At 57.9% G+C, this 18,132-nt stretch carries 14 protein-coding genes; 7 read left to right on the forward strand and 7 right to left on the reverse strand.

Going from position 1 to position 18,132, the window contains the following annotated elements:
• The first annotated feature begins 231 nt into the window (after positions 1-231).
• From crrC to gap, 7 genes are all read left to right on the forward strand, one after another.
• Positions 232-546, forward strand: coding sequence for a colistin resistant protein CrrC (crrC, locus tag MMW58_RS30450; RefSeq protein WP_463351434.1), 315 nt, complete (start codon positions 232-234; stop codon positions 544-546).
• A gap of 257 nt (positions 547-803) precedes the next feature.
• A complete protein-coding gene (locus MMW58_RS15915; protein WP_241721594.1) occupies positions 804-1,718 on the forward strand; it encodes an ABC transporter six-transmembrane domain-containing protein in 915 nt (304 codons plus the stop codon).
• A gap of 40 nt (positions 1,719-1,758) precedes the next feature.
• Positions 1,759-4,854 carry a multidrug efflux RND transporter permease subunit gene (locus MMW58_RS15920; RefSeq protein WP_241721595.1) on the forward strand — a complete coding sequence of 1,032 codons (3,096 nt, stop codon included), beginning with the start codon at positions 1,759-1,761 and terminating at the stop codon, positions 4,852-4,854.
• An 82-nt stretch (positions 4,855-4,936) separates the two neighbouring features.
• On the forward strand, positions 4,937-5,473 hold the full coding sequence (locus MMW58_RS15925; protein WP_241721596.1) for a GNAT family N-acetyltransferase: 537 nt from the start codon (positions 4,937-4,939) through the stop codon (positions 5,471-5,473).
• A gap of 124 nt (positions 5,474-5,597) precedes the next feature.
• A complete protein-coding gene (locus tag MMW58_RS15930) occupies positions 5,598-6,170 on the forward strand; it encodes a hypothetical protein (protein WP_241721597.1) in 573 nt (190 codons plus the stop codon).
• Positions 6,171-6,349: 179 nt separating this feature from the next.
• Complete coding sequence (locus MMW58_RS15935; protein ID WP_241721598.1) at positions 6,350-7,921, forward strand: sensor domain-containing diguanylate cyclase; 1,572 nt, start codon at positions 6,350-6,352, stop codon at positions 7,919-7,921.
• A 337-nt stretch (positions 7,922-8,258) separates the two neighbouring features.
• Positions 8,259-9,257, forward strand: coding sequence for a type I glyceraldehyde-3-phosphate dehydrogenase (gene gap / locus MMW58_RS15940; protein WP_241721599.1), 999 nt, complete (start codon positions 8,259-8,261; stop codon positions 9,255-9,257).
• Between the two features lie 51 nt (positions 9,258-9,308).
• Here the strand turns inward: gap and aldA are convergent, their stop codons facing one another.
• The 7 genes from aldA to astA form a co-directional block, all read right to left on the reverse strand.
• Complete coding sequence (gene aldA, locus MMW58_RS15945) at positions 9,309-10,748, reverse strand: aldehyde dehydrogenase (protein WP_241721600.1); 1,440 nt, start codon at positions 10,746-10,748, stop codon at positions 9,309-9,311.
• Between the two features lie 201 nt (positions 10,749-10,949).
• Positions 10,950-11,753, reverse strand: coding sequence for a YdcF family protein (locus tag MMW58_RS15950; RefSeq protein ID WP_241721601.1), 804 nt, complete (start codon positions 11,751-11,753; stop codon positions 10,950-10,952).
• A 77-nt stretch (positions 11,754-11,830) separates the two neighbouring features.
• Positions 11,831-13,267 carry an amino acid permease gene (locus MMW58_RS15955; RefSeq protein ID WP_241721602.1) on the reverse strand — a complete coding sequence of 479 codons (1,437 nt, stop codon included), beginning with the start codon at positions 13,265-13,267 and terminating at the stop codon, positions 11,831-11,833.
• 10 nt (positions 13,268-13,277) lie between these two features.
• Positions 13,278-14,273: a succinylglutamate desuccinylase gene (gene astE / locus MMW58_RS15960; RefSeq protein ID WP_241723736.1), complete on the reverse strand. Its 996-nt coding sequence runs from the start codon at positions 14,271-14,273 to the stop codon at positions 13,278-13,280.
• Positions 14,274-14,283: 10 nt separating this feature from the next.
• A complete protein-coding gene (astB, locus tag MMW58_RS15965; protein WP_241721603.1) occupies positions 14,284-15,624 on the reverse strand; it encodes an N-succinylarginine dihydrolase in 1,341 nt (446 codons plus the stop codon).
• 22 nt (positions 15,625-15,646) lie between these two features.
• Positions 15,647-17,113 carry a succinylglutamate-semialdehyde dehydrogenase gene (gene astD, locus MMW58_RS15970; protein ID WP_241721604.1) on the reverse strand — a complete coding sequence of 489 codons (1,467 nt, stop codon included), beginning with the start codon at positions 17,111-17,113 and terminating at the stop codon, positions 15,647-15,649.
• Positions 17,104-18,126, reverse strand: coding sequence for an arginine N-succinyltransferase (gene astA / locus MMW58_RS15975; RefSeq protein WP_166646191.1), 1,023 nt, complete (start codon positions 18,124-18,126; stop codon positions 17,104-17,106). Before astA ends, astD begins: the two co-directional genes overlap by 10 nt.
• Positions 18,127-18,132 lie beyond the last annotated feature (6 nt).

The following is an 18,132-nucleotide window of genomic DNA, read 5'->3' on the forward strand; positions in this document are numbered from 1 at the left end:
GACCTGTCCATACTCGCTACACAATTCAGATATAAATGCTCAACATTGTCATGCAACACTCGGCCATCAATAGCCATTGCTGAATATGATTCATCACATAACGGCAATTCTCGATAATATAATCGAGCGGTCATCGACTACTTCATTATGGTAATGAACATGAATATTATAAAAAACGTCTGCCTCCAAAAAATTATCGACTCTATTTTATTCATTCTTACGTCATGGGGGATGTTGTATGCCTGGCTGATTCTGATACATCATGTCGAAGAGAGGGTCACTACCACAATACTATCATCACCGTTCATATATGTTTGCATAGCCGTATCGGTTCTGTTGTTCATTAAGCAAAAACAAGCGGGGGCGCTTAAAGATCTCTCGATCGTGACGTTCTGGCTTGCAGTGATATTTGTTTATAGCGCTGTCGTTTTTAATCTGCTTTTGGACATAACGCCTGAAATAGCTGATGTCCTGTTTTATTATGAGTTTTTCCTGGTGATATTCTTCTGCGGCTCACCCATGTTTTTACTTATCCGGTTAATTTAAGCCACTCGTTAACATGAGCTCTCCTGACATCCCAACCAGGCGTAAACGCAGTATCGAGGAAAAGCCCATCATTATTTACCTCCACACTGTCTCCATAAACATCTCATACCGGGTCAATATCAGTCTCGTAGAATCAGCGCAGGCTCTCAGTCTAACCCGGGCCGCAACCGGGATTTTGAGCAAAGAACACAACCATTTGGGCCGGTGATGCCCATGACAGACCTAATGCGCTTTCAGGCGCACAAGATGAAATAACTATGATTTATAAAGATACCGCTTATCCACCAGCCCCTTCCGAGGTGGGTAATTCACTTAAAATCCTGGCAATCCGCCACAGGAAAAAACTGTTCGTCACTTTTTTTCTTGTCTTTGCCGAAAATATCGCCTTTCTGCTCTACCCCGTAGCGGCGGGTATCGCGATAAATGCCATTCTTGCCGGACAGACGTTCAGCGCGGCCATATATGGCCTGATGGTTTTGTTTATGTGGTTAATCGGCGCGGCAAGACGCAGTATTGATACCCGAACCTTTGCCAGGATCTACGCCAGGCTTGCCGTGTCGGTAGTGGTCTCTCAGCGTAAATACTCGCTCAATCATTCGACTATTGCCGCCCGCGTGACGCTCTCGCGCGAGTTTGTTGATTTCTTTGAAATGCATCTCCCTCTGCTTATCACCTCGGTCATTTCACTTTTTGGCGCGGCAATAATGCTGCTATTGATTGAGTTCTGGGCAGGGGTTATCTGTTTGATCATTGTGGCAATCCTGATGTGTTTTGTATCCGGATATGCAGATAAAAACGAGTCGTTATACCGACGCCTGAATAATCGCCTGGAAAAAGAGGTCGAATATGTTCACAAGGCGGTGCCGCTGGCGCTGAGCAGGCATTACGCCATCCTTGCGCGTCTACGTATCGCATTATCAGACAGGGAAGCGTGGGGATATTTAGCCATTGGTACCCTGATATCTTTACTTTTTACCATAACCATCATCTGGATGACGCTAACGCCGGGCACCAATGCCGGCCATATTTATTCCGTGATGACCTATATGTGGATGTTCGCGACGAGCCTGGACGACGCGCCGCAACTCCTTGAGAAATTCTCACAGCTCAGGGATATCGGCAAACGAGTCACGGCGGATGATGAGGTTCGTGTATCAAACGAATCATTTTGATTTTCCTGAACGTTATATTTGTTGACTGGAAGTTTATCTGATGCCGCATTTTTTTATTGAACGTCCCATTTTCGCCTGGGTGGTCGCCCTGTTTATTGTGCTGAGCGGAATACTGTCGATCCCGCGCCTGCCGATAGCGCAATATCCGGCTGTCGCTCCGCCGGGTATCATTATTTCGGTCAGCTACCCCGGTGCCAGCCCGGATGTAATGAACAGCTCTGTCGTTTCGCTTATCGAACGCGAAATTTCGGCTGTGGACAATTTACTCTATTTTGAATCCTCAAGTGACACCACCGGTATGGCTTCAATTACGGTCACCTTCAAGCCGGGAACCGATGTCAAGCTCGCCCAGATGGACCTGCAAAACCAGATTAAGATCGTGGAGGCGCGTTTACCGCAGGCGGTGAGACAAAACGGCATAAACGTTGAGGCAGCTAATTCCGGGTTCCTGATGATGGTGGGATTAAAATCCCAAAGCGGAGCATATGAGGAAGCAGATTTAAGTGACTATTTCGCCAGAAATGTGACCGATGAACTGCGACGCGTGCCGGGTGTAGGGAAAGTGCAGCTATTTGGCGGGGAAAAGGCCCTTCGCATATGGCTGGACCCAATGAAATTACACAGCTATGGGCTTTCCGTCACGGAGGTATTAACGGCACTGAGTCAACAAAACGTGATTGTTTCGCCCGGCAGAACGGGAGATGAGCCTGCCGTTCCCGGCCAGGGCGTCACCTACCCGATCAACGTCAGAGGACAGCTCTCAACGGTTGAGGAATTTCGCAATATCACGATTAAATCGGAGGTCTCAGGCGCGCGTCTGAAATTATCTGATATTGCCCGCGTAGAGTCCGGGTTACAAAGTTATGCATTTGGCATTCGTGAGAATGGCGTTCCCGCAACGGCGGCGGCTATTCAGCTTTCGCCGGGAGCAAATGCTATCAGCACGGCATCGGGTATTCGCGCGCGGCTGACGGAATTGTCAGCCGTGCTGCCTGAAGGAATGGAGTTTACGGTTCCTTTTGACACCGCGCCTTTTGTTAAGCTTTCAATCATCAAAGTTGTGCAGACCTTTGCCGAAGCGATGGTGCTGGTCTTCCTCGTGATGCTGCTTTTCCTGCATAAAATCCGCTGCACTATTATTCCCGCTATCGTGGCCCCTGTGGCTTTGTTGGGTACCTTTACGGTGATGTTATTAAGCGGCTATTCGATCAACATACTGACCATGTTTGGCATGGTGCTGGCGATCGGCATTATCGTCGATGATGCGATCGTTGTGGTGGAGAACGTCGAACGTCTGATGGAGGAAAAAGGGCTCTCCCCCAGGGAGGCAACGCGAGAAGCTATGCATGAAATCACCCCGGCCATTATTGGCATTACGCTGGTACTGACCGCGGTATTTATACCTATGGGTTTTGCCAGCGGATCCGTCGGGATTATTTACCGACAATTCTGCATTTCTATGGCGGTGTCCATTTTATTATCGGCATTTCTGGCGCTGACGCTCACCCCTGCCCTCTGCGCAACGCTACTCAAGCCGCACAGTCATGATCGAAGTAAAAAAAGAGCCTTTTCCACGTGGTTCAACGCACGTTTTAATCGCCTCGGCGCCTTTTACGAATCCGGACTGGGGTTTGTTCTGAGGCGGAGCGGACGCATGATGATGCTCTATGCCGCGCTATGCTTTGCGCTGTATGCCGGACTCTCGTCATTGCCTTCGTCATTTTTACCGGATGAAGATCAGGGCTACTTTATGTCGTCAATCCAGCTTCCAGCCGACGCGACGATGCAGCGAACGGTTAAGGTGGTGCAAAAGTTTGAGGATGAAATCGCCACTCAGCAGGCCGTTGAAAGCAACATTATGATCCTCGGATTTGGCTTTTCAGGCTCAGGCCAGAACTCGGCTATGGCTTTTACCACGCTGAAGGACTGGAAAAAACGCGTGGGCACGACCGCGCAGGATGAAGCTGACTATATTCAGTCCAGAATGGAAAACGTGCCTGACGCGGTAACGATGAGTCTGCTTCCCCCGGCTATTTCCGATATGGGGACATCATCCGGGTTTACCTATTATTTGCAGGACCGGGCCGGTAAGGGCTATCAGGCTCTCAAAAAGGCGGCGGACGGTCTCGTGCAGCGCGCGAATCAAAGTTATCAGTTGTCAGACGTCTATATCGATGGGCTTCCGGAAGGCACCAGCCTTGCTCTCGACGTGGACAGAGAAAAGGCGGAAGCGATGGGAGTGTCGTTTGACGAAATTAATCAAACGATTTCTGTCGCCACGGGTTCGAATTATGTCAATGATTACACCAACAAGGGTCGGGTTCAGCAGGTGATTGTCCAGGCCGATGCGCCGCACCGCATGCAGCCGGAGCAATTATTAGCCCTATCGGTCAAGAATCGCTCGGGGCAGATGCTGCCTTTAGCCACCTTTGTGACGCTATCCTGGAACGTCGCCCCGCAGCAGCTGAATCGCTATCAGGGGTATCCTGCCATACGCATTACCGGCAGCGCCGCCGTAGGGCAATCCACAGGCAATGCCATGAAGGCAATGGAGGAGCTGTCGCAACAGTTGCCGTCGGGTTTCGCAGGAGAATGGGCTGGAAGTTCATTGCAGGAAAAAGAGTCCGCATCGCAGTTACCTGGGCTAATTGTGCTCTCGGTGTTGGTCGTATTTATGGTCCTGGCAGCGCTGTATGAAAGCTGGTCTGTTCCATTCGCGGTTATGCTTGTTGTTCCTCTGGGCCTGCTCGGCGCGGTTATCGCCGTTACCGCGGCCAATATGACCAACGACGTCTTCTTCAAGGTAGGCCTGATAACCCTTATTGGACTTTCCGCCAAGAATGCAATCCTGATTATTGAATTTGCCAGGCAATTAATGAGCCAGGGTATGAGTTTGCTCGAAGCAACGCTGATCGCGTCGAAGCAGCGTTTACGCCCAATCCTCATGACATCGCTGGCTTTTACATTAGGCGTCGTACCCTTGATGCTTGCCAGCGGAGCGAGTGACAGCACCCAGCATGCTATAGGAACGGGCGTTTTCGGGGGCATGATTAGCGGAACCTTACTGGCTATCTTCTTTGTTCCCGTATTTTTCGTCGTGATTACGCGGTTTATTAAAACCCGTAAAAAAGGCTAACCCCAGCCCGTTCTCCCGGCCAGCTACCGCACCTGCTGGCCGGAATTAAATTGCATAAGAAATTAAACCATCCGAGATTATTATGAGCATTATAAAAACCCCAGGACTGATTATTCGCCCATTTATGGAAAAGGACGCCGCCGCCCTTTTTGACTACCTTTCCTCGCCGCTGGCCCCTTGTTTTTTGGATGAAAAACTACATTCGTTAGAAGAGGCAAAGCAAGAGGTGCTGAAAAGAGCGAACGATCCGGGACAGTTTGCCGTCTGTATCAAAGAAACAGACCAATTAATCGGGCATTTGTTTGCTGACAATAGCGGCGAAGCAGACAGCAATACCTGGTCGGTAGGATGGCATTTTAACTCACGTTATGCGAAGCAGGGTTTTGCAATACAATCGGCCACCGCCCTGTTTCAATATTTATTCAATGAAAAAGGCGCCAGGCGTTTGTACGCATGGGTTGAAGATTACAATCTGGCTTCGCAAAAGCTTTGTGAACGTCTTCATATGCGACGTGAAGGTTGTTTTAAAGAGTTTGTTTCCTTTGAAAGGGAGAACGGGGAAAAAAGATACGATAATACGTATATCTACGCGCTGCTAAAAAAAGAGTGGGTTCAGTAGCTGATTAAGTGCGATGGACGCACCTGGCAGACCAGCCCCTTCGCCCCTGTTCATGCCGCCGATAGCGAGTAATTAGCGGTATGTTATATTGCCTCTACTTATTTCATTACCAGACTGTACCAATATGGACATTACCTTAATGCGGCACGGGAAGCCTGAAATCGCAGCCCGCCGCGGCGTGCGCTGGCTTAAAGCTCGCGAAATGCATGCCTGGATAGCGGATTACAATGCGGCCACGGTAGCTGAAATGCCCTGCCCGAGGACAAAATCCGCCTGCGAGGCCGCCGACTATATCGTGTCCAGCCCCCTGCCGCGCGCGCTTACGTCTCTATCTACGCTGGGTGCAAACCCGAACGCTATCCTCCACGAACTCAGCGAAGCGCCGCTGCCGGTTATCCAGGTTCCGCTGATAAAATTCCCCTCCGGCATCTGGCTGATACTGTTTCGCCTGCTCTGGCTTGCCGATCTTGCGCGCGGTTCTGAAGCAAAAGCTGAAGTCCGAATGAGAGCCGCCAGGGTGGTGCGGAAGCTGATCGACGCGGCGGAGCGATACGGACACGTGGTCAGCATGGGTCACGGCATTTTAAACAAATTTATTTCGCTGGAATTAACGCGACTGGGCTGGATAAAAATTGAGAGTACCGATTCAGGCTACGCAAGCTATGTCACCTGGCGTTCTCCGAAGGGGACGCTCTGACCGCCCCTGATATCATACAAGCAGCAGCGATTAACGCCCCGCATAACGATGCATCATAATAGCGGGCGGTCGCCCGATTGTCAGAACCTGCTATTAGCCGACGGAGCGGCAGAAGCGGCTTATGTTCTGCGCTAAAAAACTGATAAAATGCGCAAAATTTTTGAGATACGTGAAAACTTATGCCAGGAAAAAAACTGCATCTGCGCACTCTCATGCTGATGTTGTCCGTCGGAGGGATCCTGCTGACATCAATGCTGCTGCTCAGCGCCCTGACGCTTTTCCAAAAGGGCAATATTGAGAACCGGCTGCTTGAGAACAACCTCGCTTACGCCCGTAAGCTGGCGGATACCACCGACCGCTACCTGGTGACGGCGCAGCGGGAGCTGGCCTACAGCGCCGGGCAGATAAAAGCCCTTAACGATCCCCAGCAGCTGAAGAGCGAAGCGGAAAGGCTGCGCCTGCAGTCCGGTTTTTTCAACTCGGTGGTTATCGTTAATTCCAACGCCGTTATTGCCGCCGCCTCCCCGGAGAGCCTCAAGCTGGTGGGGATAAAGCTGCACTCGAGCGCCAGCCAACAGGCCATTGCCGCTAAAAAGCTCTTTATCTCTGAACCTTTCATCTCGGCGGCGGGTAATTACGTGGTGTTTGTCTCTCAGCCACTATTTAGCCCCGGCGGCGACTATATCGGCTATATCGGCGGCAGCATCTACCTGCAAAAAGAGAGCATGCTCAGCGATATTCTCAGCATGCATTTCTATGAAAATACGACGGACGTCAGCGTTATCGATAATGACGGAAAAATCATCTTTAATCGCAATCCGGCGCGCGTTGGGGGCGAGTTTAACTCCGCACCCGGCCTGCAGGAGCAGATTATTAACGCGCAGAACGGCCACTTTTTTGGCGATGACAAAAGCGCAGACAGCCTGGTGGGCTACGCCAGCCTGAAGCAGGCCGACTGGAAGATTATCATCTCGGGGGCGTCGGAAAGCGTATCGCGTATATTAATGCAGACGGTGGTAAACGCCTTCTGGTTCACGCTCGCGATCATCTTCCTGACGGTGACAACCGTGACGTTTTTTGCCGCCATCATTTCGGCACCGCTAGAAAAGCTCGCCGAATTCACCCGCGCGGAAAACAACGAGTCCACGCGCAAAAAGCTGGCCAACATTAACGTCTGGTACAAGGAAGCCGAGCGCCTTAAAGAGGCGTTCAGCCTGCATCTGCAAATAATGGCCCGGCGGGTCAACGCCCTCAGCGATGAAACGATGACGGACCCGCTTACCGGACTCTATAACCGCAAAGGGTTCAGCACCCTGCTGCAACAGTCCCCCCATTGCGCCGGGCGCTGCGTCATTGCGATTGATATCGACCATTTCAAAAAGATTAACGATCTGCACGGCCATGACGGCGGGGATGCGGTGCTGGTCACGTTCAGCGATAAGCTGCGCAACCTCTGCGCCGACGGGCAGGTTGCCTGCCGGTTTGGCGGCGAGGAGTTTGTCGTATTCCTCCCGGATACCGGCCTGACCGCGGCGGCAGAAGTGGCGGAGCGCATCCGGGTGGGGATTGAAAATGCCGATTTCCCGCACGCCGATAGGGTAACCATCTCCCTCGGCGTTGCCGGGTTCAGCGATAGCGTAAACGACGTTTACAGCGTCCTGCGCAGGGCCGATTTGGCGCTCTATGAAGCCAAACGATCCGGCCGCAACGCCGTGGTTATCGCCGACGCCGAAGGCTTTTCCCGCATCTGAACGGCCGAGAATTACTGCGCCACGCAGGTGCCATAATGCTGAGAGGCGAAAATGCCTCCCGGCATCTCCCTATCCCGGCGCGCTGCTCTTTGAGATGGCCGCCGCGGTGACGCAGCCTGCTTCGGTTATTTTCCGCGACAGCAGGCTCGTACCGTGCCAATCAGCCCCGTCGGGCAGTGTTTCCCGGCCCCACTTCATCGCCGAAAGCATGAATGTTTCTGTCGCGTTTTTTCAAAAGCTTAGCCCCTCCGGTCGATTTTGCGGGTTGCCCAAATCGGCCGACTGGAGTATGCCTGTATGAGTTTTACCCTCTAACCGACTCACCAGGAGATTTTCCATGAGCAAGCTTGGAATTAATGGATTTGGTCGTATCGGACGTCTGGTATTACGCCGTTTATTGGAAGTTAACAGCCCGCTGGAGGTGGTGGCCATTAACGACCTCACCTCGCCAAAAGTGCTGGCCTACCTGCTAAAACATGACTCTAACTACGGTCCCTTCCCGTGGAGCGTGGACTTCACCGACGACGCCCTGATCGTTAACGGTAAGAGCATCACCGTCTACGCGGAGAAAGAGGCCCGGAACATTCCGTGGGAAAGCGCGGGCGCGGAGCTTATCGTTGAGTGCACCGGCTTCTATACCTCGACGGAAAAAGCCCAGGCCCACCTCAGCGCCGGGGCGAAAAAGGTCCTCATCTCCGCCCCCGCCGGGGAGATGAAAACCATCGTTTACAACGTCAATGACGACACCCTCACCGCGGACGACACCATTATCTCCGTCGCCTCCTGCACCACCAACTGCCTGGCGCCGATGGCCAAAGTGCTCCACGGTGCGTTCGGCATCAGGCTCGGCACGATGACCACCATTCACGCCTACACCGGCACCCAGTCGCTGGTGGACGGCCCGCGCGGCAAGGATTTACGCGCCTCGCGCGCGGCGGCGGAAAACATCATCCCGCACACCACCGGGGCGGCGAAGGCGATTGGTCTGGTCATTCCGGAGCTCAGCGGCAGGCTGAAAGGCCATGCCCAGCGCGTGCCGACCAAAACCGGGTCGGTCACCGAACTGGTGTCGATTCTTGAGAAAAAGGTCACCGCCGAAGAGGTCAATCAGGCGATGAAGAACGCGGCGGCGAATAATGAATCCTTCGGCTATACCGAGGAGGAGATCGTCTCATCCGACGTGATTGGCAGCCATTTTGGCTCGATTTACGACGCCACCCAGCTTGAAATCGCCGAGGCCGGCGACGTTCAGCTGGTCAAAACCGTGGCGTGGTACGACAACGAGTACGGCTTCGTCACCCAGCTCATCCGCGTGCTGGATAAGTTTGCTAAATAGGTTGTAACCGCAGCGGATAGCCCTCGGCTATCCGCCTTTTCACCCCGCGACTCAGGCCTGCAGATAGACCACCTGGGTCTGCAGGTACTCGTTCAGACCGTGGCGGCCGTCGGCGCCGCCGATGCCCGATTTGCGCCAGCCCGCGTGAAAGCCCTGCATGGCCTCAAAGTTTTCGCGGTTGATGTAGGTTTCGCCAAACTTCAGCCCCTTAATCGCCTTCATCGCCACGTTCAGGTCGCGCGTATAGATCGACGACGTCAGCCCATAGTCGCTGTCGTTGGCCATCGCCAGCGCCTCCTCAAGCGTGTCAAATGCCACCACCGGCAGCACCGGGCCAAAGGTTTCTTCGTGGACGATATCCATCTCCTGGCGCACGTCCAGCAGCAGCGTCGGCGGATAAAAATAGCCGCTGCCGGCGACCGCTTTACCGCCGAGCGCCAGCCGCGCGCCCTGGGCCAGCGCTTTAGCCACCTTCTCCTCGACCCGCTCCAGGGCGGCGGCGTTGATCAGCGGCCCCATGGCAATATCATCCCGCTGCGCCGGGTCGCCGAACTGCACCGCTTTCAGCGCTTCGCCGAGGCGGTTAACGAAGCGATCGTAGATCCCCTTCTGGACGTAAACGCGCTCGACGCAGTTGCATACCTGCCCGCTGTTGATCACCCGCGAATCGACCACCGCCCGGACCGCCAGCTCGAGGTCGGCGTCATCCATCACAATCGCCGGCGCCTTGCCGCCCAGCTCGAGGCACACTTTGGTGATATTTTTCGCCGCGGCGGCCATGATTTTTTCCCCCGCGCCCACGCTGCCGGTCATGCTCACCATCGCCACTTTCGGGTTCGCCGCCAGCTCCTGGCCGACGGTCTCCCCGCGGCCCAGCACGAGGTTAAACACCCCCTTCGGCAGGCCGATATCGTCGACAATCTGCGCGAAGACGACGGCGTTATTAGGGGTGAACTCGCTCGGTTTGATCACAATCGTGTTGCCGGTCAGCAGCGCCGGGGCGAGCTTGCGGGCAATCAGGAAGAACGGGAAGTTCCACGGCAGAATGCCGGTGGTCACGCCGAGGGCGCGTTTGAACACGAGGATGTTTTCACCGGGACGGTCGCTTTGCACGATTTCACCTTCGTAGCGCCGCGCCCACTCGGCCATATAGTCGAGATAATCGGCGGTAAAAGAGACCTCCACCGCCGCCAGCTGCTGGGTCTTCCCGCCTTCGGCAACGATAAGCGCCGCAATCACCCCCGCGCGTTCGCGGATCCCAGCGGCGATTTTACGCAGCCAGCCGGCGCGCTCGATAGCTGGCAGCGCCTCCCAGCCCGGCTGCGCGCGTTCGGCGGCATCAATAGCCCGCCGCGCGTCTTCGGCGCTGCCATCGGGAATGCGGGAGAGCAGCGCTTCGGTGGCAGGATTAAGCACGTCAATCCAGGCGTCGCCGCGCCCGGCAACAAACTGACCATCAATATACATCGGGTGCTGAACGGGTGCTGTCATAGCCTGCTCCTGTGGATTTATTGTTTTTAACAAGTGATTTATTTGTTAAAAATCTATCCATAAGAGACGACCGGAGCGGTTCGCAGGCGTGATTATGTGAATTACTTCATAGAATCGGGCCCAAAGCCCGGAGAAAACGTTACATTCAGACAACACAATCTGCCCGTTTGCGACAAATCCGTCACAAACGGGCAAAACCCATCAGCCTAAGGTGCGATCCCCGAGGGCGTGGGTCAGGAGGCTATCTTCACGCAGCTGGCGCCACGCGCTGACAATCCGGGGAGGCGTATCAACGTGGGCAATAAAATCTTTGCCCAGCGGGCCGTAACCCTGGGGGCTGTCCTGCAGGCGCGGCAGCTCGCCAAGGAGTAGCGCCAGGTAGCGCCCCACCGGCCACAGCCCCTGCGCTGCGCCGCTGAACGCGAGGCCCTGCTCCGGCGTGTTGTGCAGCTGCGGCGCGCAGCCCGGATAGCTGTACCAGCGCGGGAGCGGATCTTCTCCCTGCCAGACCCGGGCGAAGGTCGCCATCGTGCGCCGCTGCATGGTCGGGTCCTGGATAACCACCCCGACGCGGTGCGCCAGCCCCTCGGCCTCGAGCACCTCGCGGGTAAAGCGCGCGTTCTCGCCGCAGTTGGTGGAGCGCGCTTCCGCCACGATCCGCTCGCGCGGTATGTGCCAGTACTGATGGGCGATATCGGCAAGGATATGCGCCTCGGCGCGCCCCTCAACCGGCAGCGAGCCATAGCGCGGGTCGTTGCGTACCGCCTCATAGAGGAACGACGTTGAATGGCCGATCCCGCCGCTTATCAGCAGCGGAACCTCAGCCTCAGCCGTCAGCCGACAGGCGGCATCAATGGTTGGGATCACCGCGTTGCCCGCCAGCACCACCACCTCAAACGGCAGCTTCTGCGCCAGCGTTGTAAAATCGTCCTGCGCCAGCCATGCGCCGACGAGGTTCGCTGCCGCCAGCGTATCGGCGGACAGCGCCGGGAAATTATCTGACATACCCTCTCCTTTTCAATTTGCGCGGCGACAAAGTCGCTCTTTATCGCCGCGCAGCCGATTAGGCCGATTGTATCCCGTCAGGCGTTAAGTTTCTCCAGCCGCGTTTGCCCTTCTCGCTTCTGCTTCATCTTCCAGCACAGCCACAGCGCGATAAACCACAGCGGCGTGGCGATCAGCGCCTTCAGGGTATCGGGGTCGAAGATCATGATAAAAATAGCGAAGGCAAAAAACAGCAGGCTTAGCCAGCTCATCGCCACGCCCGCCGGCATCTTAAAGGTCGAGCTTTCATGCAGGTCCGGGCGCTTTTGCCGATACACCAGGTAGGCCACGAGGATCATTCCCCAGCTGAAGACCACCATAATGGCCGCCAGCGTCGAGACGATGGTGAACAGAGTCATCACGTTCGGCACGAGGAACAGCAGCAGCGTGCCGCTGAGCATGCAGAAGCAGGAGAACAGCAGGCTGCGCACCGGAATGCGGGTATGGCGCGACAGGATGCGAAACTGCCCGTGGGCGTGTTTCTCAACCGACAGGCCGTACAGCATGCGGGTGCTGGAGTAGACCCCGCTGTTGGCCGACGACATCGCCGAGGTCAGGGCCACGAAGTTAATCACCGCCGCGGCGGCGGGCAGGCCGGCTTTGGCGAACAGGGTGACGAACGGGCTGGCGTCGGGCGAGACGCCCGGCCACGAGGCCACGGCAATAATCACCACCATAGACAGCAGATAAAAAATGATGATCCGCAGCGGCAGCGCGTTGATCGCCTTGGGTAAGATCTTCTGCGGATCGCGAGTTTCCGCGGTCATCGTCCCGAGCAGCTCAATCCCGGTAAAGGAGAAAATCGCTATCTGGAAGCCGGCGAGGAAGCCGGTGACGCCGTGGGGCATAAAGACCGCCGGGTCGGTGATATGGTGCAGCGAAGCCTTCACGCCGTCCGGCGAGGTCCAGCCGATGGCGATCATCCACGCGCCGGTCACAATCAGCGCGATAATCGTAATCACCTTGATCAGCGCAAACCAGAACTCAGCTTCGCCAAACATCTTCACCGACAGCAAATTGAACAGGAACAGAATGCCGAGGGTGCTCAGGGCCGGCATCCACGCCGACATCTCGGGAAACCAGTACTGCATATAGCTGCCGCACACCACCACGTCGGCGATACAGGTCACCACCCAGCTCAGCCAGTAGGTCCAGCCGAGGTAAAAGCTCGCCTGCGGCCCCAGATAATCGCCGACGAAATCGGCGAAAGAGCGGTAATCCAGGCGGGTGAGCAGCACTTCGCCCATCGCCCGCATCACCATATAGGTAAAAAAGCCCACCAGCAGGTAGATCAGCAGGATCGAGGTCCCCGCCACCGCAATATTCCGTCCCGCCCCCATAAACAGGCCGGTACCGATAGCGCCGCCCAGCGCAATCATCTGAATGTGCCGGGCGCCAAGGCCGCGTTTGAGCTGCGACGGGCACTCCCCGTCGATGGCAGGATGCTCCTGCCCCTCACGTTGATGTTGAGTCATGTCGATTCCTTCAGAGAGGCAAAGAAAGGCATGGCGCGGCAGACTTCAGCAGCAAACCGGCGCGTTGCCCGTTTGCCACTCCCGCATTTGGAAACAGGATATAGGGAGCCCGGGCATCGATAACCCACGTCTTCTCCGCCTGGCGGGCAACAACCTGCCCGGCGGCAAGCGCGGTGAAGTTTTCGATTTTGGCATCGAGGTGCAAGGTGAAGCGATCGTCGCCCTTGATGATGCTCTCCTGAACCACAAAATGGTGCATCGGCTCCTTCTGACGCGACGGCAGCGCGCCGCCGCCGATCGTCGCCCGCAGCGCCGCATCGGCGGCGGCAAACAGGCGCAGATCGTTCTCGCCAAAGGGCATCACCTTGCCCAGCTCCAGCGTCGCGCTTTCGGCGGCGAACGCCTCGCCGGTAAAGTGGGTAAAGGTCCCGCCGGGTTCGGTATGCCGCACCACCGCATCCATGCCGCTGGCAGAGAGCAGCCGATAAAACCCGGCGCTGTACTCCCCCTCCCGCGCGGGCAGAAGCGCAAACTGGCGGTAGCGCGAGCCGCGGATGGCGGTATGCAGATCGAGATGCGCTCTGGCGACGGGGCCCTGCGCGTCGGCCGCCGTATAGAACGCCAGGACCGCCGCCTCCAGCTCTGCCGCGCGTCGGGACTCGTTGCCCGGCGCCGCGCGCAGATGACGCCCGCCGAACAGGCGGTTGAGGTCGTTATGCAGGTAGCGACGAGAGGCGCGGATCGCCGGCAGGTTGCCGAAGACGATCAGCAGCGCCTGCGACAGCGGCTGCCGGCCCTGGCTTAGCGCATGCACAATCTCCAGCAGCAGCTCTATCGGCGCGGTTTCGTTGCCGTGGATCCCGGCCGAAACGATCGTCGCCTGCCGCCACGGCCTCTGCGGCAGCAGCTGCAGCACGCCGTCCGCCAGCCAGCGCGCCTCGATTTCCGCGGGAAACGCCCACTTCGCCAGCCGGCAGTGCAGCAAATCATTCACCTTGTCGTCCATTCCCGGTCCCTTAGCGCTGGAAGTCATAGATGCAGCCCAGGCGCAAAATCTGCGTCAGTTCATCAAGGGCCTGATAGACCTCGCTCAGGAGCTGCGGGTCGGCCAGGTCGCGGGCGTGGAGGCGATCGCGATAGTGCTTTTCAACCCACTGCGTGAGCTGCAGATAGCGCGCGTCGTCCATCAGGCTATGCGGATTCACCGCCGCCAGCTCGGCGTGGTTCAGCACCACCCGCAGGCGCAGGCAGGCCGGGCCGCCGCCGTTGCGCATGCTTTCGCGCAGATCGAATACCGCCAGCTCGTCGATCGGCGAGGCGCTGTCGCTCACCAGCCCGCTCAGGTAGTGCCAGACGTTCTCCCGCTGGCGGCACTCTTCCGGCACCACGATCAGCATTTTGCCGTCCGGCTTGCTCAGCAGCTGGCTGTTGAACAGGTACGAGGCGACGGCGTCGTTGAGCCCCACCTGCGCCTGCGGAACCTCGACGCTGACAAACGGAATATCCAGGCGGGCCGCTTTTTCCCGCAGGGTCTCCAGCAGCGCCTGCTGCTGCACAAAGGCCTGCTGATGGTGGAACAGCACGTGGCGATTGCTCACCGCAATCACGTCGTTATGGAACACGCCGCCGTCGATGGCCGCCGGATCCTGCTGGGCAAAGACGGTATATTCCGGGTTCAGCCGATGCAGCCTCGCCACCGCCTGGCTCGCCTCCAGGGTCTGGCGCGCCGGATATTTTTGCGGGGCCACGCCGCCGCTGGCGCGCCTGCCGTAGACAAACAGCTGCAGCCCCTTACGGCCGTAGTCGTAGCAGAAGCGGTTGTGGTTTGCCGCCCCTTCATCGCCCAGGTCGCCGTGCTGAGCGAGGGCATGGTGATGGACGAAATAATTTTCGTCGGCAAAGGTTGCGCGCAAAATCGCCGCGGTGGTGGGCGCTTCCTGGGAGCGGTGCAGCTTGTTGGTCAGGTTGGCTACCGTAAAATGCAGCCTGCCGTCGGCGCTATCGGCGGATGGCGATACCGTCGCCGCGTTGGCGGTCCACATCGACGATGCGGAGCTGAAGGCCGAGAGCAGATGCGGCGCGTCGGCGGCGGCGCGAGTAATCACCTGCTCATCGCTGCCGTCGAAGCCCAGACCGCGCAGGGCGGCGATATTCGGCCGCGGCTGCGGGGGTAAAATCCCCTGAATAAAGCCCCTGTCGGCGAGGGCCTTCATTTTGCATAAGCCCTGCAGCGCCGCCTTCTTCGGGTTGGATACGCCGTCGCGGTTATTTTGCGAGGCTTCGTTACCGACCGACAGCCCGGCGTAGTGGTGCGTTGGCCCAACCAGGCCGTCAAAATTAGCTTCAAAACCAGACATAGTGTCCTCACAGAATCCGTTGTCAGAATGGCAGGCCGGGCGACGTTGCCGCCGGCAGCGTCAGCGTTTCGCTAATCAGCGAGGCCATCGGCCAGGCGCAGTAGTCCGCCGCGTACCAGGCCGACGCCCGGTGGTTGCCGGAGGCGCCCACGCCGCCAAACGGCGCTTTGCTGGAGGCGCCGGTCAGCGGCTTGTTCCAGTTGACGATCCCGGCGCGCGCTTCGTCGCTGAACCTGGCGAACAGCGCCGGGTCGGCAGAAATCAGCCCCGCCGCCAGCCCGTAGCGGGTGTTATTCGCCATGCGGATCGCCTCATCAAACTGCTCGTAGCGCGCCACCGTCAGCAGCGGGCCAAAATACTCTTCGTCCGGCACGTCGATCCCGGTGACGTCGATAATCCCCGGCGTGAGCAGCGTGGAGTTCGGGTCCGGCTGGGTCATGCGCAGCAGCACCTTGCCGCCGAGGCGTTCCAGCTTGTCCTGCGCCGCCAGCATTGCCTGCGCCGCCTGCAGGGAGATAACGCCGCCCATAAACGGCTGCGGTTCGGCATCCCAGCGGCCGGCGCGAATGCTGGCGCTGGCGGCAACCAGCCGCTGCAGCAGCGCGTCGCCCTGCTCCCCGTGTCTGACCAGCAGACGGCGGGCGCAGGTGCAGCGCTGTCCGGCGGAGATAAACGCTGACTGGATAATCACGTGCAGCGCCGCGTCGGTATCGGCCGCGTCGGCGACGATCAGCGCGTTGTTGCCGCCCATCTCCAGCGCCAGCATCTTCTCCGGCTGGCCGCCGAGATAGCGGTGGAAGTGGGTGCCGACCGCGGCGCTGCCGGTAAACAGCACCCCGTCGATATCGCGGTTTTCCAGCAGCGCCTGGCCGGTCTCTTTGCCGCCCTGAATCAGGTTGATAACCCCTGCCGGGATCCCCGCCTGCTGCCATAGCTGAACGGTCAGCTCGGCGGTTGCCGGGGTCAGCTCGCTGGGCTTAAAGACCACCGTGTTGCCGGCGATCAGCGCCGGAATAATATGGCCGTTGGGCAAATGGCCGGGGAAGTTGTAGGGGCCGAAGACCGCCATCACCCCGTGCGGCCTGTGGCGCAGCAGGGCCTTGCCGTCCGGCATCGCCGATTCGCGATCGCCGGTGCGCTCGGCGTAGGCGTCGATGGAGATCGCCGCTTTACCGATCATCGCCTGCACCTCGGTGCGGGTTTCCCACAGCGGCTTGCTGGTTTCGCGAGAAATCATCTCCGCCAGCGCCTCTTTATGCGCATCCAGCAGCGCGGCAAAGCGCTGCACGCGGGCAATACGCTCCGCCAGCGCCAGATGGGACCAGGCGTAAAAGGCGCCGCGCGCCGCCGCGCAGGCGGCCTGCACCTCCGCCGCACCCGCGCTGGCCGCCTGCCACAGCGGCGCCTGGTTTTCCGGCGCCACCTTGATTAACGGCGCCCCCGAGCCCTGCAGCCACTCTCCTGCGATAAAATGTGCGTTTATTGCCATGATGTTCTGCTCTCCGGATTGAGTGTTACCGCATGAACCCGGTCAGTCTCGCTAACCTCGAGGGCGTCCAGCGCGGCGTGTTCGCATTGGTGGTTCTCTTCCGGGGTCAGCAGCACCGCGCGGAAGCCTTCAAACTGGTTATTGGCGACGATGATCGGCGCCGCCCGCTGCGCCATGACGTGCATGGCAGGGATAAACTGGCTCTCGCCGATCGCTCTGATGCTGTCGGTTTGCGCTTCAAGCACCGGACCGGCGTCGAAAATGTCGACCGATCCGCGCCAGCTGAAGCCCTCTTTTTCGAGGATCGCCCGCGCCGGTGAGGTATTGGCGTGAACCTCGCCAATCGCCTGGCGGGCGTTTTCCGGCAGCAGCGAGACGTAAATCGGATACGCCGGCATCAGCTCGGCAATGAAGGTTTTCATGCCGGTGCCGGTCAGCCGGTCGGCGTCGGCAAAGGGAATATCGAAGAAGTGGTGGCCCAGGGCGTCCCAGAACGGCGAATTGCCCTGCTCATCGCTGCGCCCGCGCAGCTCGGCGAACAGATGCGGCGAAAACAGCTCCCGGAAGGCGGCGATAAATAAAAACCGCGCTTTGGAGAGGAACAGCCCGTTGCGGTTTTTTTGATACTCCGGGTCGAGAAACAGGGTGCAGAGCTCGCTGTGGCCGGTGTGGTCGTAGCTCAGGTTCAGCAGCTCCTGATTTTTATAGACCCCCAGCTCCTTCGAGGCGCGAACCGTGCGCTGCAGGCGGAAATTGTAAAAGGGTTCGTCGAGCCCCACCGCCACCTCAATGGCGCTGACGCCCACCGCCCGCGACAGGTCGGTATCCTCCAGCACGAACAGGAAGCCCTGCTGCCCGCGGGGAAGCCTGCCGGCGAAGGTGTCAACGCTGCGCTGGATCCGCGCGGCCAGCCGCGCGGGATCGTTGGGGAGCGACGTCATGCCAACCCCCGCCCGTGAGGCGAGGCGGATGATGTCGTCGAGATCGTTTTCCCTGACGGGACGAAATAGCATCATAAA

This window comes from Klebsiella sp. HC6, assembly GCF_022605325.1.
In the GTDB taxonomy this organism is placed as follows: domain Bacteria; phylum Pseudomonadota; class Gammaproteobacteria; order Enterobacterales; family Enterobacteriaceae; genus Klebsiella; species Klebsiella terrigena.

Excerpts from the sequence above, each read along its gene's own strand:
- astD (WP_241721604.1), bottom strand. The coding sequence starts at position 17,113 with ATGGCAATAAACGCACATTTTATCGCAGGAGAGTGGCTGCAGGGCTCG.
- aldA (WP_241721600.1), bottom strand. The coding sequence starts at position 10,748 with ATGACAGCACCCGTTCAGCACCCGATGTATATTGATGGTCAGTTTGTT.
- MMW58_RS15925 (WP_241721596.1), top strand. The coding sequence starts at position 4,937 with ATGAGCATTATAAAAACCCCAGGACTGATTATTCGCCCATTTATGGAA.
- MMW58_RS15915 (WP_241721594.1), top strand. The coding sequence starts at position 804 with ATGATTTATAAAGATACCGCTTATCCACCAGCCCCTTCCGAGGTGGGT.
- astE (WP_241723736.1), bottom strand. The coding sequence starts at position 14,273 with ATGGACGACAAGGTGAATGATTTGCTGCACTGCCGGCTGGCGAAGTGG.
- MMW58_RS15920 (WP_241721595.1), top strand. The coding sequence starts at position 1,759 with ATGCCGCATTTTTTTATTGAACGTCCCATTTTCGCCTGGGTGGTCGCC.
- MMW58_RS15950 (WP_241721601.1), bottom strand. The coding sequence starts at position 11,753 with ATGTCAGATAATTTCCCGGCGCTGTCCGCCGATACGCTGGCGGCAGCG.
- astB (WP_241721603.1), bottom strand. The coding sequence starts at position 15,624 with ATGTCTGGTTTTGAAGCTAATTTTGACGGCCTGGTTGGGCCAACGCAC.
- astA (WP_166646191.1), bottom strand. The coding sequence starts at position 18,126 with ATGCTATTTCGTCCCGTCAGGGAAAACGATCTCGACGACATCATCCGC.
- gap (WP_241721599.1), top strand. The coding sequence starts at position 8,259 with ATGAGCAAGCTTGGAATTAATGGATTTGGTCGTATCGGACGTCTGGTA.
- MMW58_RS15935 (WP_241721598.1), top strand. The coding sequence starts at position 6,350 with ATGCCAGGAAAAAAACTGCATCTGCGCACTCTCATGCTGATGTTGTCC.
- MMW58_RS15955 (WP_241721602.1), bottom strand. The coding sequence starts at position 13,267 with ATGACTCAACATCAACGTGAGGGGCAGGAGCATCCTGCCATCGACGGG.
- crrC (WP_463351434.1), top strand. The coding sequence starts at position 232 with ATGTTGTATGCCTGGCTGATTCTGATACATCATGTCGAAGAGAGGGTC.
- MMW58_RS15930 (WP_241721597.1), top strand. The coding sequence starts at position 5,598 with ATGGACATTACCTTAATGCGGCACGGGAAGCCTGAAATCGCAGCCCGC.